The following is a 23,232-nucleotide window of genomic DNA, read 5'->3' as shown; positions in this document are numbered from 1 at the left end:
GCGCAGTCCGCACGATATTTCCAGCAATCTCCCGAAACATTTACCTTACATTAACCATCCCTTGAAATGGTCCGGTTCCGTAACGGTTTCTTAACCGTCGCATTCCTAGCGCGGACAGGACTGCCCCATGACTTCGGTCAATACCGGCCTCAATCCCTATGCCAATTACGGCTCCGCCTATGCGCGCGCCGCAGCCACGGCCCAGCCGTCGCTGGCCAATGCGCTCAACAGCAATGAGAGCGCTTCGTCGTCCTCGTCCGATGCGGCGACTAATCTGACGCTGTCGGATGCGGCGCGGGCGAAGCTCGCGAGCTCCGGCTCCGACAAGGATATTTCGACCATCATCACCGATCTCAGGGGCAAGCTCGCCGGCCTCTATGTCGCTGCCAAGGCGACAGGTCCGCTGGACAAGGACGGCAAGCTGACGATCGATCTCTCTACACTCGATCGCCGCTCGCTCTACGCCATGGCCACCAATAATGGCGGCACCTTCACCGCCGACGAGCAGACGGTTGCCAAGACCGAGCTGGGCAATCGCTTCAATGCGGCGCTCGCGCCTGCGGCGGGCACAGCCAAGCTCACCGGCGATTTCAGTGGCATCTACAAGGCCGCGCTGGATTATCTCGATAGCGCAGGCAGCGAAGAGAAAGCCTCGGCGACCTGGTCCGCGCAGCGCGAGGCCGTGCTGAAGGGCATTCAGGCGACCGAGCAGACACCGACCAAGGCGCCATCAGGCATCGCCAACGATCCGGTCGCAGCCTATCTCGCGCAGCCCGATACAACGACGCCCGTGCAGGACATCGCCACCGTTGCGAAGAGCGTGCGTGCGGCGCTGGATGCGCAGGCCAAGGCGGCGAAAGAGGCGGGCAAGGGCGAACTCGTTTATGACAGCCGCCGCAAGACCGGCCAGCTCGCGGATTTCTCCGCCGTCGACAACCGTTCGCTGTCAGCGATCTCCCTCAATCAGGATGGTCTGTTCTCGAAGGAAGAGAGTTTCGCCGCCAAGCAGGTGCTCGATTCACGTAATCGCACCAGCATTCTCGAGGCGTTGCAGGCAAGCCAGAAGAGCGGCGATCCCAGCCAGTTCAGCCTCGGCATTCTCAATACCTATTCGGCGATGAGCGATGAGGAGCGGACCGCCTCCAACTGGACGCCGAGTTTCCGCGACAATGCAGTGGCGAGCTACAAGTCGACCAATCACATCCTGTCGCTGCTGAAGAGCGGATAAGCGTCGATACAGGAAGGTGCTGCAACACTCCGTCCTCATCCTGAGGAGCGGCATCTTCGCCGCGTCTCGAAGGATGGCTGCAAACGCCGGCGCTCACCCATTCATGGTTCGAGACGCGCGAAGTCGCGCTCCTCACCATGAGGCGGAGCTTGTGGCGTCATGCGCAAACAAAAAAAGCCCCGCCCGGTGGGGGATGACCGGGGCGGGGCTTCTTCGCCCGGTCGCCATTCGCGGCGCCCGAACGAATCTTCTTTCAACGTGACGTGCTAGTCGACGACCTGCACGATGCGGCGTGAGCGCGGCTCCACCAGCACCGTCTGACCATTCACCACCGTGTAGCGATACGGCGTCGTCGCAACCGTCTGCGGCACGTCGTAATAGGTCACGCCGGCTTCAGGCAGCGTGGTGCCGACGACGATGCGATCGGGCACGGTGAAGGTCGGCACGCGTTCGCGCACTACATATTCACGGAATGCCGGACGCTCCTGCACGGTGATGCCATCGGGATCGTTGTTGTCGACGATGACGCGATCGCCCCCGGATACACCGACGGTGACGCCCTGAGCCTGCACCGCCAGCGGTGCGCCGAGCGCGCCGACAAGGGCCGCTGCTGCAATAAGTTTGTTTCGCATGATCGTCTCCTTCGTGAACGATGTCCGGCTTGCCGCGCCGGTCTGTGCCATCCAGCCTGGTTTGGTTTATTCACCGTCGGCCAATGCATGCCGCCAGCGATCGTTCCGGAATTTTCCACGCGCAATTGCTGGTTTTTGATGCACTGCATGCAGGTATGCGGGAACCCATTGATGGGCAGGGCGTCTTTATGCTGCTAAATCCCCGCGGCGCATCGCACCCGAATCGATTCCCTCACGGAGACACCCCATGGTCATCACGGCAGCTCACATCCAGCCGATCGTCGCGCTTATCGCTGGCGTTCTGATTTTGATCATGCCGCGGTTTCTCAATCTGGTGGTGGCGATCTATCTGATCTTCGTCGGACTGGCCGGACTCGGCGTCTTCAGGATGTTGAAGATCGGCTAAATTTCGACACGGCCGTTACCTACAGCGGTACCTCCGGGCTGCTTGCGCCACGTCCCTGAAACGTGGTGTAACGCGGCACATTTCCCTGTCGTTTCCTCTCGCGGATTGATTGAGAACCATGGCCAAAACCGCCTCGAAGTCCAAGAAAGCCCCTGCGAAGTCAAAGTTGTCCAAGGCTGCGCCCAAAGTAGCTTCGGTGGCCCGCAAGGCGCTTAAGAAGTCAGCTGCAAAACCTGCAGCAAAATCCGCGGCGAAGGCCAAAACGGCTGTGAAAGCAAAGGTTGCTCCGAAGCCTGTTGCAAAGGCTCCCGCATCCAAGAAGGCGGTTGTAGCCAAATCTTCTACAGCCAAGACTTCGGCGACCAAGGCCGTCAAGAAGGCCACCAGCAAGCCGGTGACTGACGTCATCAAGGCTGGCAAGTGGGTTTATTCGTTCGGCGGCGGCAAGGCCGAGGGCAAGGCTGGCCTGCGCGACCTGCTCGGCGGCAAGGGCGCGAACCTCGCCGAAATGGCCAATCTGGGCCTGCCGGTGCCTCCCGGCTTCACCATTCCGACCTCGGTCTGCACCTATTTCTACGCGAACGGCAAATCCTATCCGAAGGAATTGCAGTCGCAGGTGGAGAAGGCGCTCGAGGCCGTCGGCAAGATCACCGGCAAGGGCTTTGGCGACGAGAAAAATCCGCTGCTGGTTTCGGTGCGCTCCGGCGCCCGCGCCTCGATGCCGGGCATGATGGATACGGTCCTCAATCTCGGTCTCAACGACACCACGGTGGAAGCGCTGGCCGAACTGTCGGGCGACAAGCGTTTCGCCTATGACAGCTATCGCCGCTTCATCACCATGTATTCTGACGTGGTGCTTGGCTTCGAGCATCATCACTTCGAGGACATTCTCGACACCTACAAGGACAACAAGGGCTACACACTCGACACCGATCTCGATGGTGACGACTGGGTCAAGCTTGTCGGCCAGTACAAGGAAGCCGTCGCGCGCGAAACGGGGAAGGACTTCCCGCAGGATCCGCATGAGCAGCTCTGGGGCGCCGTCGGCGCCGTGTTCTCATCCTGGATGAATACCCGCGCGGTGACCTATCGCCGCCTGCACGATATCCCGGAGTCGTGGGGCACCGCCGTCAGCGTGCAGGCCATGGTGTTCGGCAATATGGGCGAGACCTCGGCCACCGGCGTTGCGTTCACGCGCAACCCGTCGACCGGCGAGAGCAAGCTGTATGGCGAATTCCTGATCAACGCGCAGGGCGAGGACGTGGTGGCGGGCATCCGCACGCCGCAGGACATCACCGAAGACGCGCGGATCGAGAGCGGTTCGGACAAGGCGTCGATGGAAGCGGCGATGCCGGAGGCGTTCAAGGAATTGACGCGCATCTACACCCAGCTCGAGAAGCATTACCGCGACATGCAGGACATGGAGTTCACGGTCGAGCAGGGCCGGCTCTGGATGCTGCAGACCCGCAATGGCAAGCGTACTGCCAAGGCGTCGATCCGCATCGCGGTCGAACTCGCCAATGAAGGCGTGATTTCGCAGAAGGATGCGGTATCGCGCATCGATCCGGCGTCGCTGGATCAGCTCCTGCATCCGACCATCGATCCATCAGCCAATCGCGACGTCATCGCCACCGGCCTTCCGGCATCGCCGGGCGCCGCATCGGGCGAGATCGTGTTCTCGTCGGACGAAGCCGCCAAGCTGCAGGCCGACGGCAAGAAGGTTATTCTTGTTCGCGTCGAAACCTCGCCGGAAGACATTCACGGCATGCACGCTGCCGAAGGCATTCTTACCACCCGCGGCGGCATGACCTCGCATGCGGCGGTGGTCGCGCGCGGCATGGGCAAGCCCTGCGTCTCCGGCTGCGGCACCGTCCGCGTCGACTACGGCCGCGGCACCATGTCGATCGGCGGTCGTGTGTTCAAGGCTGGCGACGTCATCACCATCGACGGTTCGGTTGGCCATGTGCTGTCCGGCCGCATGCCGATGATCGAGCCGGAATTGTCGGGCGAATTCGCAACGCTGATGGGCTGGGCCGACAAGGTCCGCAAGCTCAAGGTCCGCGTCAATGGCGACACGCCGGAAGATGCGCGCACCGCGATCAAGTATGGCGCGGAAGGCATCGGCCTGTGCCGCACCGAGCACATGTTCTTCGAAGAGACCCGCATCCGCACCGTGCGCGAGATGATCCTCGCCGAAGACGAGCAGGCCCGCCGCGCCGCGCTTGCCAAGCTGTTGCCGATGCAGCGCGCCGACTTCGTCGAACTGTTCGAAATCATGAAGGGCCTGCCGGTTACCATCCGTCTGCTCGATCCGCCGCTGCACGAATTCCTGCCGCACACCCAGGGCGAAGTCGAGGAAGTGGCGCGTGTCATGGGCACCGATCCGCGCAAGCTTGCGGACCGTGCGCGTGATCTCGCCGAGTTCAATCCGATGCTCGGCTTCCGCGGCGTACGCATTGCGATCGCCTATCCGGAAATCGCCGAGATGCAGGCGCGCGCGCTGTTCGAAGCCGCGATCGAAGCGGGCAAGCGCACTGGCGAACAGGTCGGCCTCGAAGTCATGGTGCCGCTGATCGTCACCAAGATGGAGTTCGATCTCATCAAGGCGCGCATCGATGCCACTGCGGTGTCGGTGATGAAGGAGACCGGCGGCAAGCTGAACTATTCGGTCGGTACCATGATCGAACTGCCGCGTGCCTGTCTACTGGCCGGCGAGATTGCCGAGACCGCCGAGTTCTTCTCGTTCGGTACCAACGATCTCACGCAGACGACCTTCGGCATCAGCCGTGACGACGCCGCGAGCTTCCTCGGTACTTATATCGCCAAGGGCATTCTGCCCGTCGATCCGTTCATCACGGTCGACCGCAGCGGCGTCGGCGAGCTGGTGAAGATCGGCGTCGCGCGTGGCCGCAAGACTCGACCTGATATCAAGGTTGGTATCTGCGGCGAGCACGGCGGTGATCCGGCATCGGTAGCCTTCTGCCATGAGATCGGCCTCGACTACGTGTCGTGCTCGCCCTATCGCGTGCCGATCGCGCGTCTCGCTGCCGCACAGGCTGCGCTCGGCAAGGAAATTTCCAGCCAGGCGTAAGTGCTTCGCTGATTTCATGATCTGAAAAATGGCTGGGGAGTTCCCCGGCCATTTTTATTGCGTGCCCCATGCCGTGTTTGTTCGTGCGTCGGAATGGAACTCGCAAACATTTTTACGCATCCGCGAATTTCTCTTCATCATCTTTGTCAACGCGATGTTTACTACTTTTGTGGAGCCGCGGTTTACCAAGGCTTTCGAATGATTTTGCGCTGCGCTCGTACAGCTTGCGTGTGGCGTCGTTGCATCGCCGATTAACTCCGCGGCAACTTTGATTCCGTACTAACGAAATAGATCGAAATGTACGGATGTGCAGATTAGTGCCGTGCAGGGCGATGCTGGTGTAAGCGTTGCGTGAGCGTATCGATGTTAGTACTGCGTAACCGGCCGAAGGGCGCGCGTGGCGCGTTCTTCGGCTTCGGTCTCTGCGTTTTCGCATTGGCCCCGACAGAATCTGGCTATCAGGACATCGCCTCGCTGCTGGCTCGCCAGCCGGGCGTGACCGAACGCTGGCAGAAGCGCGTGTTCGCGCCCGCCGTCTCCTCCATCCAGGTTGCGACATTCTCGTTCGGCCGCCCGATGGGCACGGGTTCGCGCAATCCGACTTTGCAACTCGCCAGCCTCGACAATTCCGGCATCGCCGCCAGCGGAGCGCTGACTGACATCACCGGTGCACTGACCCGCAATCCGCTGGCGCAGCCGCCCCGCCGCTATGAAGCTGCAGATTTTCCAAAAGTGGATCGCTCGCTGAAGGGCGATCGCCTCGCCATCCGCACGCCGGAGACCGTGGTGCCTGATGAGCCAGCCAGACAGGATTCATTCGACGACAACAGATCGGTGATGGGCGCGAAGACCGTCGATGCACTGCCATCCGTGCAGCATGCCCCGCTCGATCCCGAACTCGATGAAGCGCTGCGTGCCCCGCCGCTTGCTCAATACGACGCATCGCAGTCCGTGCAGCCCACCGAGGACGCCAAGACCGATGCAGCGGTAATCCCCGTCGAGCCGGCGCCGGCCAAGGACGGCTTCTCTGTGAAAACCGCGAGCCTGTTTTTCGGTAGCTCGTCGCTTGGCGCATCGGTCGAGACAATGGAACGCTGGCAGCCCGGCGAAGAGCCGACCATCGTAATGCCAGGCACAGCCGTACCAGGCATGGCCATGCCGGGCTCAAGCCTCGATCCGGACATGAAGGCTACGGCGGTGGTGCCGAATGCGGCGATCAACCCGACCGACGGCGGCGAAAGCGTTGCCGGCAAGGGCGAGGTCAACAGCGCCAATCAGCGTGCGAAGACGCCGGCCGAACGTATGGGCCTCACCGAGCAGACCCGCGGCAAGCAGGAAAAATGTCTGACGGAAGCCATCTATTTCGAGGCCCGCGGCGAGGCGGTGCGTGGCCAAATGGCAGTGGCGCAGGTGGTGATGAACCGCGTGTTCTCCGGCTTCTATCCGACAACCGTCTGCGGCGTGGTCTATCAGAACAAGCATCGCCGCCTGGCCTGCCAGTTCACCTTCGCCTGCGACGGCATTCCGGATGTCGTGAAAGAGCCGGATATGTGGGAGCGCGCCCGCAAGATCGCGAAGGCGACGCTGGACGGCCGGATCTGGCTGCCGGAAGTCGCGAAGTCCACACATTACCATGCCTATTGGGTGCACCCGTCCTGGGTCCGCGAGATGAAGAAGATGTACAAGACCGGCGTGCATTCCTTCTATCGCCCACGTAACTGGGGCGACGGCAGCGAAGCACCAAGCTGGGGCACGGCGGCGCAGACGGCGGAAATCTCCGCCAAGCTCTCCGAAATCAAGCCGTAGCAGCCACGACTTTACCTCCGAGCCTGCCAAGAGCGATGCCATGCCCGGCATCGCTCTTTCCATTCCGGATTTCGCAGAATGTTATGCCGACCCTGGGCCGGGACGATGTCTGCGTGGCCCTGCATCCCAGCAATGCATCCTCTGAAATCCCCATCAACGCCATTGGGATTTCCATGCGAATGCATTAATCTCCCGTCTAATCCGGACCGGGCCTGCGCTCTTGGGCCGGCTGAATTTTCAATCCGAATTTGATCCGGGGAAACGACATGGCGGCAATCGACGGCGCGACGCGCCCGGCATCTGGTTTTGGCTGGCGTACGCCGCTGGTGATCATCATCTGCGGATCGCTGATCGGCATGCTCACCTTCGGGCCGCGCTCGAGCGTCGGCTTCTTCATGCAGCCCTTCAGCCAGGAGTTCGGCTGGGGTCGTGACGTTTTCGCGCTCGCCTTCGCCGTGCAAAACCTGCTCTGGGGCATCGGCCAGCCTTTCGCCGGCGCCGTTGCCGACAAGTTCGGCAGCGTGCGCGTGATCTGCGTCGGCGCCTTCCTCTATGCGGCTGGTTTGCTGATGATGCGCTATTCCTCGACACCGCTCGAGCTGAATATCAGCGCTGGACTGCTGATCGGTTTTGGCCTGTCGGGTTGCTCGTTCAATCTGGTGCTGTCCGCTTTCGGCAAACTGGTGCCGCCGGAATGGCGCGGCATCGCGCTCGGCGCCGGCACCGCCGCAGGCTCGTTCGGCCAGTTCATCTTTGCGCCTTTCACAGTGGCGATGATCGACAACACCGGCTGGCAGGCGACGCTCACCGTGTTCGCGGTGCTGATGTTGCTGGTGATCCCGTTGTCGCTCGCGTTGGCGACTCCGACCGCGAGTGCCGCGTCCGCCGACGCGCCGGTGGCGCAGAAGCAGTCGTTCAAGAGCGCACTCACGGAAGCCTTCGGCCATCGCTCCTATGTGCTGCTGGTGCTCGGCTTCTTCACGTGCGGCTTCCAGCTCGCTTTCATCACCATGCATCTGCCGGCTTATCTGGTCGATCGCGGCTTGCCGGCGGCTGTGGGCGGCTGGGTGATTGCCATCATCGGCCTGTTCAACATCATCGGCTCGCTGACGGTCGGCTATGTGCAGGGCAAACTGCCGAAGCGCTATATCCTGTCCTTCATCTATTTCACCCGCGCGCTGGCGACGGTGGCCTTCATCATGCTGCCGCTGACCACCACCTCGGCGCTCGTGTTCGGCGCCATCAGCGGGCTTGCCTGGCTCTCCACCGTGCCACCGACATCGAGCCTGGTGTCGCTGATGTTCGGCACGCGCTGGCTGGCAACGCTGTATGGCTTTGCCTTCTTCAGCCATCAGGTCGGTGGCTTCCTCGGTGCCTGGCTGGGCGGTGTCGTGTTCGACAAGTTCGGTTCCTACACGCCGGTGTGGTGGTTGTCGGTGCTGTTCGGCGTGCTGTCGGCACTGATCAATCTGCCGATCGTGGAAGAGCCGGTGAAGCGTCCGATTGCACAACCGGCATGAGCCTGTTGTTGACTCGCTGATCTCCAGCGATAAAAATTGATCTTGGTCGTCCCAGTCGGGGCGGCCTTCGTTCTCAGGGCGGGGTGAAAATCCCCACCGGCGGTAATCGGGCGCAAGCTCGGGAGCCCGCGAGCGCCTGACGGGTCATACCGTCAGGGTCAGCAGATCCGGTGCGATGCCGGAGCCGACGGTCATAGTCCGGATGAAAGAGAACGGGTATGCGCACGGACTCCGCTTCGGTGGATGCTCGGCGTGTGACCGTACGTCCTGATTCTGGTCTCAAACCGCGAGAGCATCCATGAATCAGCCTGTGATGAACTTCAAAACTTCCACTTCCGTAAATCTTGCACCATCGACCGGGCGGATCGCCTTCATCCAGTCGTGCTGGCACAAGGATATCGTCGATCAATGCCGTGTCGGTTTTGTCGCCGAACTTGCACGGCATGGTGTGCCTGACAGTCAAATCGATGTCTTCGAGGTGCCCGGCGCCTTCGAAATTCCGTTGCAGGCCAAATTGCTGGCGCGCACCGGGCGCTATGTCGCGATCGTCGCCACCGGGCTCATCGTGGACGGTGGCATCTATCGCCATGAATTCGTCTCTGAGGCGGTGATCAACGGGTTGATGCGGGTGCAGCTCGACAGCGATGTGCCGGTGATCTCGGCGGTGCTGACGCCGCAGCATTTCCACGAACATGCCGAACACGTCAGGTTCTTCCGCGAGCATTTCGTCGTGAAGGGCACCGAGGCGGCGACGGCCTGTGCAGCGACCATCGCCAATATCGCGGCGACCCGGCAACTGGCCGCCTGATCACCGCAACACCGCGTTATGCCGTTACGGCCGGGCAGGGCTGCAAGGCTCCTGACCGGCTGGTGCGGGTGGCGTTTCCCGCAACGGCGCGGCATAATTCGGCAACGGAAATCACAAGCAAAAACTCGGGAGACGCGTGTTGGGAACGTTCAAGGCTGTCCGCATCGACAAGGCTGACAAAGGCACCACGGTTGCGTTGACGCAGTTCGACGAAGCCGAATTGATGGACGGCGACGTCACCGTGCGGGTTGAATGGTCCACGGTGAATTACAAGGACGGCCTCGCCGTCACCGGCAAGGCGCCGGTGGTGAGGCGTTTTCCCATGATCGCCGGCATCGATTTCGCCGGCACGGTGGAAGCCTCGTCCAATCCGAACTGGAAGCCCGGCGACAAGGTGATCGGCAATGGCTGGGGCATGGGCGAAACCCATCTCGGCGCCTATGCCGAAAAGACCCGCGTGAAAGGCGACTGGCTGGTGCGGCTGCCGGCCGGCATGACCACCCGCGACGCCATGGCGGTCGGCACCGCCGGCTACACGGCAATGCTCAGCGTGCTGGCGCTGGAGAAACATGGACTGAAGCCGGCCGATGGTCCGATCGTCGTGACGGGGGCTGCCGGCGGCGTCGGTTCGGTGGCAATCGCCGTGCTGTCGAAGCTCGGTTACCAGGTCATCGCCTCGACCGGTCGGACCTCGGAGGAGGGCTATCTCAAGGGCCTCGGCGCCAGCGAGATCATCGACCGCAACGAGCTCTCGGGACCGGCCAAGCCGCTGGCCAAGGAGCGTTGGGCGGGCGGCATCGACAGCGTCGGTTCGACCACCCTCGCGAATCTCCTGTCGATGACCAAGTATCGCGGCGCTATAGCCGCCTGCGGTCTCGCGGCCGGCATGGACCTGCCATCTTCGGTTGCACCGTTCATTTTACGCGGCGTGTGTCTTCTCGGCATCGATTCTGTCATGTGCCCGATCGAGCTGCGGCGGCAGGCCTGGGCACGGCTGGCGGCGGATCTGGATCACACAAAACTCGCTGAAATTACTCAGGAAATTCCGCTGGATCAGGTGATCGACGCCGGCGCCAAGGTGCTGGCCGGGCAGGTCCGCGGGCGAATCGTGGTAAAGATCGGCTAACGACGTTCAGACTTTACCAACCAACCTGCTCCATTGTTGCCACGGTTGGTATGGTAAGCAGCGGGTAAAGACATCAGGCGGTCATCCGCGCTCGGTTGTTCGGAGTATCCTATGGTTGCGCGTTATGTGTTGGGAGCGGTGCTTGCCGCCACGGTGGCGACCCCCGCGCTGGCTGGGTCGATGACGGCCGAAGAGGCCCGCAAGTTTGTCGCCGGCAAGGTCTTTGCCTTTACCTGTTTCGACGGCACCCGCGGCGCAGGCCGCGTGTTCGACGATGGCGGTGCGGCGGGCGCTGTCCAGTTTTCGGGCTCGGGCCCTGCGCGCAATATGCGCCTGCCGGGCAATACGCTGCAGGTCCGCGGCGAAGCCATTTGCGCCTCGATCAAGGGCATCCCGTTCGAGCCGTGCTTCAATCTCAACAAGAATGACGAGCGTAGCTTCCGTGGTTCCGTCTCCGGCATGGGCTTCGCTTATTGCGATTTCCGCCATCAGGGCGGCCGCGGCCAGATGCTGATGGCCCGCTCGCTGTCGGCCCCGCGCTCGCTGCGCGCACCGTCGACAACCCGTTCGGCCGATGCTTCCGCTGGCGCCGACAACACCGTGACCCGCGTCTCGACCCCGCGCGTCGAGAGCAGCAAGATCGACGCCGTCGGATCGATCAAGTCCGAGCCGGCCAAGGAAATTGCCAAGACGCCGGAACCGGAAAAGACCGAAGCGCTCGAACTGCGTAAATCCACCAACTAAGCAAGCTAGGCGTGGCGACCCCAAGGTCCTTTGAGCGGGCCCTGTAGCCGCTCCTGCGCGCTGCCTGTAGTCGATTTGCCGTCGCTCCATGGTCCGGAACGCGGCGGCAGCGGCGGTGTGTCGTCGGCCTCTCCGGGCGCATCCGTATCGGATGGCAGTGCCATCCGGCCGGGATCGTGACCGCCGGCGAATTTCACCAGTGCCGCGACCCGCGAATCCACCGATGGATGTGTCGCGAACAAATCGGCAAAACCCTCGCGGGGATTGTCGATGCACATCTCCATGACGGCCGATGTCGCGCCGGGCAGTTCGCCGCGATTCTCGATCTTGCGCAGCGCCGAGATCATGGCGTCGGGATTCTTGGTCAGCTCCACCGACCCCGCATCGGCCAGCAGTTCGCGCGAGCGCGACAGCGCGAAGCGCACCACCAGCGACAGCGCCCAGGCCAGCGCGATCAGTGCCACGGCGATGATGATCACGAACACCGCACCGCCGCCGGAGCCTTTGCTGTCGCTGTCAGACGAGGAAGACGATCGCGACGATCGGCTGCCGCCGAAGCGGAAACCGGAATTGATGAATATCCGGAAGAACAGTTCAGCCGCAAAGCCCACCACGCCGGCGATGATCACGGCCACCACCATCAGCTGCACGTCGCCGTTGCGGATATGCGTCAGCTCGTGGCCGAGCACCGCTTCCATCTCGTCATCGTTGAGCGCGCGCAGAAGGCCCGTCGTGACCGTGACAGAATATTGCCGCGGGTTCAGGCCGGTGGCGAAGGCGTTCAGCGCATCAGAGTCCATCACCTTCAGCTTCGGCATGGGGATGCCGCGCGAGATGCAGAGGTTTTCAAGGAGGTTATAGAGTCGCGGCTGCTCCTGCCGCGTCACGCTTTCGCTGCCGGTGATGCTGTCGATCATCTTTTGATGACCGAAATAGGCGATGACGATCCACAACACCGCGCCGATGGTGGCGAAGGGAAGCGCCTTGATCAGGTCTCGCGTTGCCGCGTTGATATAATACGCAACCGAGCCGTTGCTGTTAACGGCCACCTCGCCGATCAGGGCGCCGGCGAACACCATGACGTAGATCAGCAGGAATAGCCCTGCGAGCAGCAGCATCGAACGCGTCTTGTTCGAGGCAATATGCGTATAGAGACCATAGGCGGCCATGATGCAGTCCTAGGATTCACTATCAGCCGTCATTGCGAGGAGCTCTTGCGACGAAGCAATCCAGTCTTCGCTTGTGGCTTTCTGGATTGCTTCGCTGCGCTCGCAATGACGTGGAGGGGCATGTGTTCTGGGTCTGAGGATCAGAACTTGACCTGCGGCACGGCTTCGACCTCCCTGCGGGTCTCGCCGAGATCGAAGAACTCCTTCGAATGGAAGCCGAAGGTGCCGGCGAACAGCGCCGCGGGCATCTGCTGAATGCCGGTGTTGTATTCGGACACGGCATTGTTGAAGAAGCGGCGCGAAGCCGCGATCTTGTTTTCGATATCCGAGAGCTCGGTTTGCAACTGCTGGAAATTCGCATTGGCCTTGAGGTCCGGATAGGCCTCGGACAGCGCGATCAGCCGGCCGAGCGCGCCGGAGAGCTGGTTTTCCGCGGCGCCGACCTGCGCCGGGCCCTGTGCATTCATCGCCGAATTGCGCGCCTTGATGACGTCGTCGAGGGTGCCGCGCTCATGCGCCGCATAGCCCTTCACGGTCTCGATCAGGTTCGGGATCAGGTCGTGGCGCTGCTTGAGCTGCACGTCGATATCGGCAAAGGACTGGTTGACCCGCTGGCTCAGCGCCACCAGTCGGTTGTAGGCAGCAAATGCCAGGACAATCAGGACAACGATGACGCCAAGAACGATCCAGCCGGTCGACATGTAAGAACCCCCAAAAGAAACCATCAAACCCAAAGCCTAGCCGATCACGCGGCCACAGAGCAGGGGCCGCAGGCATGTCGCGGCAGGGATTGGTCGCCGCGAGGGTGGAATACGTTCAAGGGCAACGCGAAGAGGTGGCTGCAGAACCTGCATGGCATGCGTGCAAGCCGGAAGTGTTGCAACGTTGCATCATTGCATCGGTCTTCGAGACTTTTGCGCTCAATGCCTGCGGGTTAGCGCGCATGCGCCATTCGTCATCCAACCGTCATGCGCAAAACCTAATGAAATCCTAACCTTTGGGCTGGGGAATGAACTGTGATGTTGGAATGGCGTAACGGCGCGAGCCGGCTTGCGATGGGCGTTGTTGTGGCGGCGCTGTTCGCGCCGATGACGGCGGAGGCGCAGACCTTCACCGTTCCTGCGGGTACGACGGACACGGTGCCGAAGACGCTCAACGGAACGCAGACGGGGACCGTTGAGGCGGGTGGGACCCTGCGGTCGACCACCAGCACCGCAACAGTTGACTGGAATGGCGCATCTACCGGGGTAGTCATCACCAACTCCGGCATCATCGAAAACACCAGCACAGGTCGTACTATTGACATCGTCAATACGTCGGGCACCGCAGTGCTGAGTCCTCGCACGTTCACATTCCTGAACAATGTCGGTGCGATCGTGCGAACGACGCGGAACGACGCGTTTCGTTTCAACCTGGCGATGACGTCAGGCACCATTGTGATCGACAACGCCGGGCTGATCCAGGCCGGCGGTACCGGCTATGCTGCGCTCGGGCAGGCGCTCGATTTCCGCGGCATGACAGGCGCGGCATCGATGACCATCATCAACCGTGCGACCGGCGTGATCGAGGCGATGACCGACGATGCGGTCCGGCCCGGCGCCAACGCGGTGATCAATAATTTCGGTATCATCCGCAGCTTCGGCGCGAACACATCCGGCGGAGCCAACGGCACGTCGGATGGCATCGACACCGGTGGCAATCTCGGTGTTGTCGTCAACAATCAGGCCGGTGGTCTGATTTCCGGCGCGCGCCACGGCATCACTGCGGACAATAACGTCACGGTCAACAACGCGGCCGGTGGCACGATCCTCGGCCGCAACGGCTCGGGCGTCGGTTCCGATGGCGACGGCACCGTCAACAATTACGGCCGCATCACAGGTGCCTATGCTGGCGTCGGGAGCATCTTCAACTCGGACGGTGTGGCGCAGATCAACGGCGATGGTGACGGCGTCGATATCGACAATGAGGGTAAGATCCTTAACTACGGCATCATCGAAGGCACCGGCGCCGGCGGTTTCGATAGTGGCGGCCGCGCCAACGCCAGCGAAGGCATTTCCATCGGCGGCGGTACGATCACCAATTACGGCACCATAAGCGGTGCAAATACCGCGATCGTCGTCAATAAGGACACGAATGTGGATCGCAGCGGCGTCGCAGCGACCACGATTATCAACTACGAGAGCGGCACCATTATTGGCCAGAATGGCTACGCGATCCGTCTCGAAAACAAGAGCACGGCGACTCCCGCCATCAATAACGACGTGATCGTCAATCACGGCACGATCATCGGCAACGGTGCGATCCCCGATCCGAACGCGATCGTGTTGATGAATACGGGCGTGGCAGATCCCAATTCCGTCGGCACCCTCAACGGCGTCACCTATACCGGCACCGGCTCCGCCCGCTTCATCCGTGGCGACGGCTCGGCGATCCAGATGGGCGAAGGCAACGACGTGCTGACCAATTACGGCACCATCATCGGCAACACCGGCCGCGCCGTGAACATGGAAGGCGGCAACGACACCGTCAACATCATGAAGGGCTCGCGCATCGTCGGTCTGGTCGATGGCGGTGTCGGCGCTGATACGCTGAACTACAACAAGGCGGGCCTCACCGACGCCAAGCGTGCTGCGCTGCAGGCAGGTCAGACCGTGAATATCGGCGGTACGCTCTATACGTCGTTCGAGGTGATCACCGGAACGTCGTCTTCGTTCGCGTCCTTTGCCAGCGCGGGCTCGCTCGGCGTCGCCTCGCTGTTCGACAATCTGCCGGCCACCGCCACCAGCAGTGCGGTGGTCAATCTGCTCGACAGCGTTGCCAGCTCGGCAGATGTCGGTGCGGCGCTGGCGCAGCTCACGCCCGCGGCCTATCAGGGCCTCGGCCGCATGACCATGAACGACGCGTTCCAGACGACCTCGCTGGTCGGCCAACACCTGACGCAGAACCGCCTCGGCGGCCTCGGCACCGACATGTCCGGTGTCGGCAATGCGCTGGCGATGTTCGACGGCGGCATGTTCGACGAGAATTTCAGTGCGGATCGTGCGCTGGCCGCGGTGACGGGATTCCCTGGCAGCGCAAGTTCCGCGCTGGCCGATGCCGGCTGGGGCGCTAATGCCGCCGATGCGATGGCCTATGCGCCGGTGACCAAGGCACTGCCCGGTCTGCGTCCGGTGGCTCTCGCCGCAGAAGAGGGCCTGTTCATCACGTCGGGCGCCAGCTTCGCCCGCGAAGGCGCACGAACTGACGCGCCGGGCTTCAAGTCGAACACCGTCAACGTGCTCGCCGGCTACGACCGGCGCATCACCGACAGCCTCGTCGCCGGCGTGTTCGGCGGCTACGCGCTGACCCGCGGCGATATCGATAATGTCGGCAGCCACACCAAGATCTCGACCGGTACCATCGGCGGCTATGGCACCTATCAGGCGCCCGGCTGGTTCGCGACCGCCATGGGTCTCTATGGCTTCAGCGATTACGACACCACGCGCGTGGCAGTCGGCACGACGAACACCGCGGCGTTCAGCGGCGATCACTACGCGATCCGCGGCACGGTCGGCACCGACCTGCGCGTCAGCGGCTGGGTCGTCACGCCGGAGATCGGCCTGCAATATACGCGGGTGATGACCGATGGCTTCGCCGAACGCGGCGGTGCGGCGGCGCTCGTGGTCGGCTCGGACAGTTCGGAATCGCTGCGCTCAAGCGTTGGTGCACGCTTCGCCTATGACTACGCGCTGAATGGCGGCGTGCTGACGCCGGAATTGCGGCTCGCCTGGCTGCATGAATTCAGCGACGGCGTGCGCGGCATCAATGCGAGCTTCACCGATACGACACTGCCGGGCTCGTTCATCACCGCGACCGGCAGCGCGCTGCGCGATCGCGGCGTGATCGGCGCCGGTCTGTCCGGCAAGCTGGCACCGCTCACGGTACTGTCGGTGAACTATGATGCGATCGTCGGCAGCAACGATGCCGTCGCGCATCAGGTGATGGGCCGCATCCGGCATTCGTTCTGAGAGCGGGCTATCCGCAGGAAAACGAGATTCGCAAATACCGAATGTAGGTGAGGGCGGTGCCATGCCCCTCACCCGACATCCGCGCTACGCGCGCATGTCGACCTCTCCCCGCGCAGAGCGGGGAGAGGTAAGCACGGCGCCACCTTCTTTAACCTCGCCCCGCTTTTTGCGGGGAGAGGTCGACCGGCGAAGCGCAGCGAAGCCGGTCGGGTGAGGGGCCTTGCAGTGAGCTAGCCGCAATCTCGCGACTAGCGGGTCGTTCCAGCGCAGAAGCCGCTTACGGCTTCGCCATATGCCACGCACCGTTCAGGAAGCCGTCGCCATTGGTGTCGCCGGCGGCGGTGTCCTTCTTGAAGGTGTAGAGCGGCTTGCCTTTATAGGCCCACATCTTCTTGCCGTCGTCGCGCACGACGATGGTCATGTCGGCGCTCGGCTTGGCATCGTCCACCGCGAACAGCGGCGGCCAGTTTTCGGCGCAGGGGCCGTTGCACATCGACTTGCCACCGGCGTCCTTGTCGAAGGTGTAGAGCGTCATGCCCTTGGCATCGACGAAGGTCTTTCCCTTGGCGGTGTCGGCGGTCTTCAGCATCTGCGCCGAGGCGGCGCTTGAGGCGAGCATGAGAGTCAGAGCCGCGAGGGCGGCGAATGATTTGGTCATTGCAGCGTTACTCCTGATGATTGGGCGACGCAGTCGCGTCAGGAGAACAAACGCCAGCTGTAGAGAATTATTCCATGGATGATGTCGGTGCATCGAAAACCGCATCGCCCCAGTCGAGCTTGCGGAACTTTGCATACTTCGCCTTGTCGCGGCGTGGTGCGCTTGCGGCGATCACGCCTGCATTTGTGCAGAGTTTTGCCGTGATTTCGATCTTTGTCGTCACCGGTTGCGCAAGCACGCGCGACGGCCGCTGCGCAACAGGCGCACGCGACAGCGCGACATAAATAAATTTCTCGTCCTCATAGGGAAGTTCTGCGGATTTGAGTTGTTTATGCACACGGGAGCGCTGCAGCCGCTGGCTGAAGTGGCACCAATCGGGCTTTGTCAGCGGACATGCATCGTCATGCGGGCAGGGCGCGATCACATGCGCGCCGTTCTTGATGAGCTGCGCACGTGCATCGAGGATGCGTTGATATCCCGCCGGCGTGCCAGGCTCGACAATGAGCAATGTATCATTGGTCTTCGCCCACATCGCCGCGACGAGTTTCGTCCGCGCGGCGTCGTTGAGCTCATTGATGACATAGCTCGCGATGACGAGATCGGCGGATGGGGCATTGGCGATTGTCGCGGCAGCGTCGCCGAGCGTGTAGTTCATCGCGGGGATGCGGTGGCTGTCCTGCGCCAGACCGAGCGCAAGAGCGCGCAGAGCGGGATTGGCATCGAGCAGCGTGAACGCAGCGAGCGACGCGAAGGCTTCGGCGCAGGCCCATGTCGCCGTTCCCGGCCCGGCGCCACAATCGAGTAGCGTGGCCGGTGCGAAGTCCGGTCGTGTCTCCTGCAGCGCATTGAGGCTGGCGATGACCGCCGCATAGGTCGCGGGCATGCGGGCGAGCGCATAGGCCAGTGCGTCGCTCTCGTTCCGGATGGTCGTCGAGCCGCCGCCAGAGCGATAGGTCTGCGAGATTGCATCGGAGCGCGCAGCCGCGTCGTTGCGCGAGAAGCCGTGCAGGCGGGCGTTGAGGGCCGCGGTAAGTTCGGCGGGGAGATCGGTCGACATCGGTGATCCGTCATTCCGTCGCGGCGCGCCGCGACATTCGTATTGAACCCGGGGCCGCGGCTGCGACACCAAGAGGCCTTCTCACCAGATGGCGTCGGTGACGCCAAGACAGGAATATCGACGATGGATCACCCGGTCAATTTCACCGCACTTGCGGCGCTTCGGCCCGGTGACGCGCGCGAAGATCTCAGCCGCGCGCTTGGTGCGCGCTGGTGCGAACCTGCGCCGCATCAGCAGGGCCGTGTCACTGCCTTGTCGAAGCAGCACGGCTTTGAAGCGCAGATCGATACAGCGGGACGGATCGGCGCTATTCGTTATCGCGAGCCGTTCCCCGCCGCGCCAGGTGTTCTCGGTCTGCGGATCGGTATGCCGGTCGCGGACGCCCTGGCGGCGCTGCCGCAGCTCGCGCTGTCGCATCGCGCGCCGGCCTACGAGGCCATGTATTTCGTCGCCGACGTCGCGCATGAGACGAAGCTTGCGCTGGAGTTTCGCTGGCAGGAGCTTTACGCGATCTCGTTGCGCAATCCGGCGGCCGTCTATCCGGACAAGCGGCCGATGGCGTATCCGGTGGCTGCCGGTGCGCCCGGCGCTCCCTTCGGCGATCCGAACTTCAAACTCGCCGTGATGTCGTCATTGCTGGAGGGCGGCGCGCTCGATCTGGCCGAGCCCGGGGATCTCGCCGCGTTCGTGCTGAAACGCGCGGTCGATCTCGACGAGGACGGTTACGATCTGATCAGCGAGGCCTACGATTATCTGGTGCGCTATCCCCTGACCGATGCGGACCTGGCGAAGGTCGAGACCATCACCTTCGATGGCGGCAACGAGATCTATCCCTATTGCTATTATTTCTGGGACGGCGAGAGCGAGGAATTCGATATTTCCAGCACGGCCGGCATCAGCCTGTGCCAGAACCTGCGGCAGCTCACCTGCATCGCGATGATCGAGCGGCTGGATGCAGCGGATCTCGTCGGCCTCGGCAAGCTCGAAGCGCTCGATCTGCCGTCCGTGTGCGACAATCCCGGGCGTCTGCTCGAGCTCCCTGCGCTGAAGAAGCTGACATTCCCAGAAACCGCCGTCCGCGATCCGGCTTTGATCGCGGCGTTAAAGGCGCGTGGCGTCGCGGTGCGGATCGACGCGTAGGAGAGGCGAGCTTTGTTCGTCTTGTCCTCCCCCACCTGGCGAAGCTTCGCTTCGCGCGGGGGGAGGGCAAGGAAGAGTTACGCCACTTCCTGATCGAGGATCTTCACTGCGTTTTCGAGATCCACCGACACCAGCTGCGACACGCCGCGTTCCGCCATCGTCACGCCGTACAGGCGGTGCATGCGCGCCATGGTGATCGGGTTGTGCGTGATGGTGATGAAGCGCGTTTCGGTCGAGGCGCACATTTCGTGCAGCAGGCTGCAGAAGCGCTCCACGTTGTGGTCGTCGAGCGGCGCGTCGACTTCGTCCAGCACGCAGATCGGCGACGGGTTGGTCAGGAACACCGCGAAGATCAGCGCCAGCGCGGTCAGCGCCTGCTCGCCGCCGGACAGCAGCGACAGGGTCTGCGGCTTCTTGCCGGGCGGCTTGGCGACGATTTCGAGACCGGCTTCCAAGGGATCGTCGCTCTCGATCAGTTTCAGCTCGGCTTCGCCGCCGCCGAACAGTTCGACGAACATGCGCTTGAAGTGGCCGTTGACGATGTCGAACGAGGTCATCAGCCGTTCGCGGGCTTCCTTGTTGAGGCTCTGGATGCCGGTGCGCAGCTTCTTGATGGCTTCGACGAGGTCGTCGCGCTCGGTGGCGAGGCCGTTATGCGTGCCTTCGACTTCGTTGAGCTCTTCCTCGGCGCGCAGGTTGACGGCACCGAGACGCTCGCGGTCGCGGCGCAGCTTTTCCAGATCGGCTTCGATATCGGCCAGCGGAGGCAACGTATCGTCCTGACGGACTTCGGCCAGCGCCGCGACGCCTTCCGGCTCGACTTCCAGCATGTCGCGGATTTCGCGCTCGATGTCCTCTAGGCGGCGCTTGCCGCTTTCCATGCGCTCTTCGGTGCGGGCGCAGGCTTCGCGCGCGGCCGACAGAGCCTCCAGCGAGCCGCGGGCATCGCGGTCGGTCTCGCGCATGGCGTTTTCGGCCGAGGCGAGGGCGTTGGCGGCGAGCTGGCGCGCCTGTTCGGCGCTCTCGACTTCCGAGATCAGCGCGCGGCGCTTCTGCAGATAGAGCGCCGGGGCGTCTTCGAGTTCGGCGCGTTCGCGGGTCACTTCGGCGACGCGGGCGGCGACGGTCTCGATCTGCGAGGCGGCGGAGGTCTTGCGGTTCGCCCAGTCCGTACGCTCGGCGATGATCGCCTGCAGGCGGCGGTCGGCCAGTTCGGCCTCGCGGGCCAGCGCCTGCGCTTCTGCGCGGACTTGAGCTGCGCCGCGACGATGACCTTCGATCTCGCCGCGCACGCTGGCGAGCTGGGCTTCGGCGTCGGAGCTTTCCGGCAGATATTCCAGCGCGGCATGCGCGCTCTCATGCGCCGCTTCCGCCTCCATGCGATCGTTGGAGAGGCGCGACTGCGCTTCGGTCAGCGTCGCGCGACGGGCCGCATGGCGGTTGATCTCGCGCTCGGCATTGGCATGGCGCTCGCGGGCCTGGTCGACGTCGCGGCGGGCATTGCGCAGGGCGTCGCGCGATGCGCCTTCGGCCGAGGCCGCAGCCTTCAGCGCCTGCTCGGCGCTTTCCAAAGCTTCGCGCTTGGCAATGGCGTCGATCTTGGCGTTTTCCAGATCGGCTTCGATATCGGTCAGGCGGGCGCGCTCGGCGAGGCGACGGGCGGCGCCGGTCGGCGCATGCGCACCGGCGACGAAACCGTCCCAGCGCCAGACGTCGCCTTCCAGCGACACCAGCCGCTGGCCGGTCTGCAACTGCGACACCAGGGCCGCGCCCTGATCCTTGGAGACGACACCGATCTGCTTGAGGCGACGCGCGAGTTCGGCCGGCGCATTGACATGCGAGGCAAGGGACTCGACGCCCGCAGGCAGCGCCGGATCGTTGGCGTGATCGCCGGCATTGGTCCACCGCATCGGCGCCGACGGATCGACCGGCGCGTCGAGATCGTCGCCCAGCACGGCGCCGAGCGCCTTTTCATAGCCCTTGGTGACGCTGACGCCATCGATGATCGGCGGCCACAGGTTCTTGGTTTCGCCGTTCAGGATCTTCGAAATCGTGCGGGCTTCGGTCTCGAGCCGCTGCACCTTCCGGTCGGCGTCGTTGAGCGGCGCGCGCGAGGCTTCCAGCGTCTGCCGGGCCGCGATATGGGCGGCCTCGTTGTCGGCCACGTTGCCTTCGGCCTGCAGCAGGATTTCCTGCGACGTCTCCATCAGCGCTGCAAGCTCATCCAGGTCGCCGAAGCCTGACGTTTGCGCCGTCAGTGCCTCGATCTCAGCCTCGACACTGGCGATTTCCTGGCCGAGACGCGCGAGGCGATCGGCCTGGCTGCGCACGTTGGACTGCAGCTGGTTGCGCTTGGCGGTCATGTCCGCATGCGCGGTCGTGAGTTCGGTGAAGGTGCGCTCGGCCGCGGCCAGCACGGCTTCGGCTTCGGAGACGCGGTCATCGACGCCGCCACGCAGCTCGACGCGCTGCATGATCTCTTCCTTGAGCATCGCGTCTTCTTCGTCGAGACGGAGCAGCGCGAATTCAGCGTCTTCCGACTGCTTCATCTCGCGCGCGACGTCGCTCTCGAACTGCGTCAGGCGGCGGTCGAGCTCGGCGGCGCGCTCCTTGGCGCGCTCTTCCTCGCGGTCGAGCATGTCGCGGGCATTGGTCAGGCGCTGCAGCCCGGCCGCGGCGGCAGCTTCCGCCTCGCGCAGCGCAGGCAATTCGCTGGCGCGGATCGCCTGGATGCGCGCGGCTTCGCCCTGTTCGCGGGTACGTTCGGCGAGATCGCGGACATACTGGTCGTGCAGCGTTGCCGCTTCGGCATTGTCCTGATGCGCTTGCAGCCAGCGCAGGTGGAACAGCATGGCCTCGGCCTTGCGCACCTTGCCGGCGACTTCGCGGTAGCGGATCGCCTGGCGGGCCTGCTTCTTCAGGCCTTCCATCTGGCCGGAGAGCTGGCCGATCACGTCCTCGACGCGCGTCAAATTGGTTTCGGCGGCCTTCAGACGCAGCTCGGCCTCGTGGCGGCGCGCATGCAGACCGGCGACGCCGGCGGCGTCTTCCAGCACGCGGCGGCGCTGCTCGGGCTTCGCCTGGATGATTTCGCCGATCTTGCCCTGGTGGACGAGGGCGGGCGAGCGCGCGCCGGTGGCGGCGTCGGCAAACAGGATCTGCACGTCGCGGGCGCGCACGTCGCGGCCGTTGATGCGGTATTGCGACCCGGCTTCGCGCTCGATGCGGCGAGAGATTTCGAGAATTTCGGCGTCATTGACCATGGCCGGCGCGGTGCGATCGGTATTGTCGATCGTCATCACCACTTCGGCGTGGTTGCGCGAGGCGCGGTTGCCGGAGCCGGCGAAGATCACCGCGTCCATGTCGGCGGCGCGCAGCGACTTGTGCGAGGTCTCGCCCATCGCCCAGCGCAGCGCTTCCACCAGATTGGACTTGCCGCAGCCGTTCGGGCCGACGACGCCGGTCAGACCGGGCTCGATCATGAAGTCGGTCGGTTCGACGAACGACTTGAATCCGTGCAGGCGCAGGCGCGTGAGTTTCATGGATACGGTACTCTAGGTTAGCCGAACAGCCCCGAGAATCGCGAATCCCCCAGCACGAACAATAGCATAAATGCAGCTGCCGCGCGGACGGAGACTCGCTGGTCGCGGCTCTCATTGGCCCGGACAATGGCGAGACGAGGGCAGCGGCGCAACCGCGGAACCCCGCTTTTCCCAAGGGTTTTGCGGGGGATAGGTCGAGGAGGGCGTGAAAAAGGGCTTGTTTTAAGGGGGATATAGGGGCGGTGGCGCGGACTTGGCGGGCATGTCCAGATACATCACACGCTGTCGAGGTCAGGTT

General features: G+C 63.3%; 17 protein-coding genes and 1 riboswitch. Of the genes, 11 read left to right on the top strand and 6 right to left on the bottom strand.

The features are described from left to right. The first annotated feature begins 127 nt into the window (after positions 1–127). Positions 128–1,228: a hypothetical protein gene (locus AC1DUY_RS28055; protein ID WP_478118590.1), complete on the top strand. Its 1,101-nt coding sequence runs from the start codon at positions 128–130 to the stop codon at positions 1,226–1,228. A 266-nt stretch (positions 1,229–1,494) separates the two neighbouring features. Here the strand turns inward: AC1DUY_RS28055 and AC1DUY_RS28050 are convergent, their stop codons facing one another. Then, positions 1,495–1,860 (bottom strand): DUF1236 domain-containing protein, encoded by a 366-nt coding sequence (locus tag AC1DUY_RS28050; RefSeq protein ID WP_231078116.1) that lies wholly within the window; start codon positions 1,858–1,860, stop codon positions 1,495–1,497. Between the two features lie 247 nt (positions 1,861–2,107). Here AC1DUY_RS28050 and AC1DUY_RS28045 point away from each other — a divergent pair, with 247 nt between their 5' ends. The 8 genes from AC1DUY_RS28045 to AC1DUY_RS28010 all read left to right on the top strand — a co-directional run bounded on the left by AC1DUY_RS28045 (position 2,108) and on the right by AC1DUY_RS28010 (position 11,361). After that, positions 2,108–2,266 (top strand): DUF3096 domain-containing protein, encoded by a 159-nt coding sequence (locus tag AC1DUY_RS28045; protein ID WP_089262456.1) that lies wholly within the window; start codon positions 2,108–2,110, stop codon positions 2,264–2,266. A 118-nt stretch (positions 2,267–2,384) separates the two neighbouring features. Continuing rightward, positions 2,385–5,357: a pyruvate, phosphate dikinase gene (gene ppdK, locus AC1DUY_RS28040; protein WP_170849757.1), complete on the top strand. Its 2,973-nt coding sequence runs from the start codon at positions 2,385–2,387 to the stop codon at positions 5,355–5,357. 28 nt (positions 5,358–5,385) lie between these two features. Next, on the top strand, positions 5,386–5,559 hold the full coding sequence (locus AC1DUY_RS28035) for a hypothetical protein (RefSeq protein ID WP_441228605.1): 174 nt from the start codon (positions 5,386–5,388) through the stop codon (positions 5,557–5,559). 161 nt (positions 5,560–5,720) lie between these two features. Continuing rightward, positions 5,721–7,163: a cell wall hydrolase gene (locus AC1DUY_RS28030; RefSeq protein ID WP_478118586.1), complete on the top strand. Its 1,443-nt coding sequence runs from the start codon at positions 5,721–5,723 to the stop codon at positions 7,161–7,163. 266 nt (positions 7,164–7,429) lie between these two features. Beyond that, complete coding sequence (locus AC1DUY_RS28025) at positions 7,430–8,683, top strand: MFS transporter (protein WP_089262451.1); 1,254 nt, start codon at positions 7,430–7,432, stop codon at positions 8,681–8,683. A 65-nt stretch (positions 8,684–8,748) separates the two neighbouring features. Next, positions 8,749–8,901, top strand: a riboswitch (FMN riboswitch). Between the two features lie 80 nt (positions 8,902–8,981). Continuing rightward, positions 8,982–9,491, top strand: coding sequence for a 6,7-dimethyl-8-ribityllumazine synthase (locus tag AC1DUY_RS28020; protein ID WP_478118584.1), 510 nt, complete (start codon positions 8,982–8,984; stop codon positions 9,489–9,491). A 139-nt stretch (positions 9,492–9,630) separates the two neighbouring features. Then, the gene (gene acuI, locus AC1DUY_RS28015) at positions 9,631–10,617 is read left to right on the top strand and encodes an acrylyl-CoA reductase (NADPH) (protein WP_478118582.1); all 987 of its coding nucleotides are present in this window, start codon (positions 9,631–9,633) and stop codon (positions 10,615–10,617) included. Positions 10,618–10,728: 111 nt separating this feature from the next. Beyond that, positions 10,729–11,361 carry a hypothetical protein gene (locus AC1DUY_RS28010; RefSeq protein WP_089262445.1) on the top strand — a complete coding sequence of 211 codons (633 nt, stop codon included), beginning with the start codon at positions 10,729–10,731 and terminating at the stop codon, positions 11,359–11,361. A gap of 5 nt (positions 11,362–11,366) precedes the next feature. Here AC1DUY_RS28010 and AC1DUY_RS28005 read toward each other — a convergent pair whose 3' ends face one another. Together AC1DUY_RS28005 and AC1DUY_RS28000 are read right to left on the bottom strand one after the other, a co-directional pair. Then, a complete protein-coding gene (locus AC1DUY_RS28005) occupies positions 11,367–12,530 on the bottom strand; it encodes a M48 family metallopeptidase (protein ID WP_478118580.1) in 1,164 nt (387 codons plus the stop codon). Between the two features lie 140 nt (positions 12,531–12,670). Further along, complete coding sequence (locus AC1DUY_RS28000) at positions 12,671–13,231, bottom strand: LemA family protein (RefSeq protein ID WP_478118578.1); 561 nt, start codon at positions 13,229–13,231, stop codon at positions 12,671–12,673. 318 nt (positions 13,232–13,549) lie between these two features. Here AC1DUY_RS28000 and AC1DUY_RS27995 point away from each other — a divergent pair, with 318 nt between their 5' ends. Next, entirely contained in the window at positions 13,550–16,537 is a 2,988-nt protein-coding gene (locus AC1DUY_RS27995) for an autotransporter family protein (protein ID WP_478118576.1), read from the top strand. A 277-nt stretch (positions 16,538–16,814) separates the two neighbouring features. Here AC1DUY_RS27995 and AC1DUY_RS27990 read toward each other — a convergent pair whose 3' ends face one another. Next, entirely contained in the window at positions 16,815–17,195 is a 381-nt protein-coding gene (locus AC1DUY_RS27990; protein ID WP_093759564.1) for a COG4315 family predicted lipoprotein, read from the bottom strand. Between the two features lie 67 nt (positions 17,196–17,262). After that, entirely contained in the window at positions 17,263–18,252 is a 990-nt protein-coding gene (locus tag AC1DUY_RS27985; protein ID WP_478118573.1) for a small ribosomal subunit Rsm22 family protein, read from the bottom strand. A 123-nt stretch (positions 18,253–18,375) separates the two neighbouring features. Here AC1DUY_RS27985 and AC1DUY_RS27980 point away from each other — a divergent pair, with 123 nt between their 5' ends. Beyond that, positions 18,376–19,392, top strand: coding sequence for a DUF6892 domain-containing protein (locus AC1DUY_RS27980; RefSeq protein ID WP_478118571.1), 1,017 nt, complete (start codon positions 18,376–18,378; stop codon positions 19,390–19,392). 77 nt (positions 19,393–19,469) lie between these two features. Here the strand turns inward: AC1DUY_RS27980 and smc are convergent, their stop codons facing one another. Further along, entirely contained in the window at positions 19,470–22,934 is a 3,465-nt protein-coding gene (gene smc, locus AC1DUY_RS27975; RefSeq protein ID WP_478118569.1) for a chromosome segregation protein SMC, read from the bottom strand. Positions 22,935–23,232 lie beyond the last annotated feature (298 nt).

This window comes from Tardiphaga sp. P4_G1, from assembly GCF_056401215.1.
Note: the sequence above shows the minus strand (reverse complement) of the source record. Positions and strands in the feature narration are given on the sequence as shown.

Coding starts and splice junctions, on each gene's coding strand:
- AC1DUY_RS28055 (WP_478118590.1), top strand. CDS start 128: ATGACTTCGGTCAATACCGGCCTCAATCCCTATGCCAATTACGGCTCC.
- AC1DUY_RS28050 (WP_231078116.1), bottom strand. CDS start 1,860: ATGCGAAACAAACTTATTGCAGCAGCGGCCCTTGTCGGCGCGCTCGGC.
- AC1DUY_RS28045 (WP_089262456.1), top strand. CDS start 2,108: ATGGTCATCACGGCAGCTCACATCCAGCCGATCGTCGCGCTTATCGCT.
- ppdK (WP_170849757.1), top strand. CDS start 2,385: ATGGCCAAAACCGCCTCGAAGTCCAAGAAAGCCCCTGCGAAGTCAAAG.
- AC1DUY_RS28035 (WP_441228605.1), top strand. CDS start 5,386: ATGGCTGGGGAGTTCCCCGGCCATTTTTATTGCGTGCCCCATGCCGTG.
- AC1DUY_RS28030 (WP_478118586.1), top strand. CDS start 5,721: ATGTTAGTACTGCGTAACCGGCCGAAGGGCGCGCGTGGCGCGTTCTTC.
- AC1DUY_RS28025 (WP_089262451.1), top strand. CDS start 7,430: ATGGCGGCAATCGACGGCGCGACGCGCCCGGCATCTGGTTTTGGCTGG.
- AC1DUY_RS28020 (WP_478118584.1), top strand. CDS start 8,982: ATGAATCAGCCTGTGATGAACTTCAAAACTTCCACTTCCGTAAATCTT.
- AC1DUY_RS28010 (WP_089262445.1), top strand. CDS start 10,729: ATGGTTGCGCGTTATGTGTTGGGAGCGGTGCTTGCCGCCACGGTGGCG.
- AC1DUY_RS28005 (WP_478118580.1), bottom strand. CDS start 12,530: ATGGCCGCCTATGGTCTCTATACGCATATTGCCTCGAACAAGACGCGT.
- AC1DUY_RS28000 (WP_478118578.1), bottom strand. CDS start 13,231: ATGTCGACCGGCTGGATCGTTCTTGGCGTCATCGTTGTCCTGATTGTC.
- AC1DUY_RS27995 (WP_478118576.1), top strand. CDS start 13,550: ATGTTGGAATGGCGTAACGGCGCGAGCCGGCTTGCGATGGGCGTTGTT.
- AC1DUY_RS27990 (WP_093759564.1), bottom strand. CDS start 17,195: ATGACCAAATCATTCGCCGCCCTCGCGGCTCTGACTCTCATGCTCGCC.
- AC1DUY_RS27985 (WP_478118573.1), bottom strand. CDS start 18,252: ATGTCGACCGATCTCCCCGCCGAACTTACCGCGGCCCTCAACGCCCGC.
- AC1DUY_RS27980 (WP_478118571.1), top strand. CDS start 18,376: ATGGATCACCCGGTCAATTTCACCGCACTTGCGGCGCTTCGGCCCGGT.
- smc (WP_478118569.1), bottom strand. CDS start 22,934: ATGAAACTCACGCGCCTGCGCCTGCACGGATTCAAGTCGTTCGTCGAA.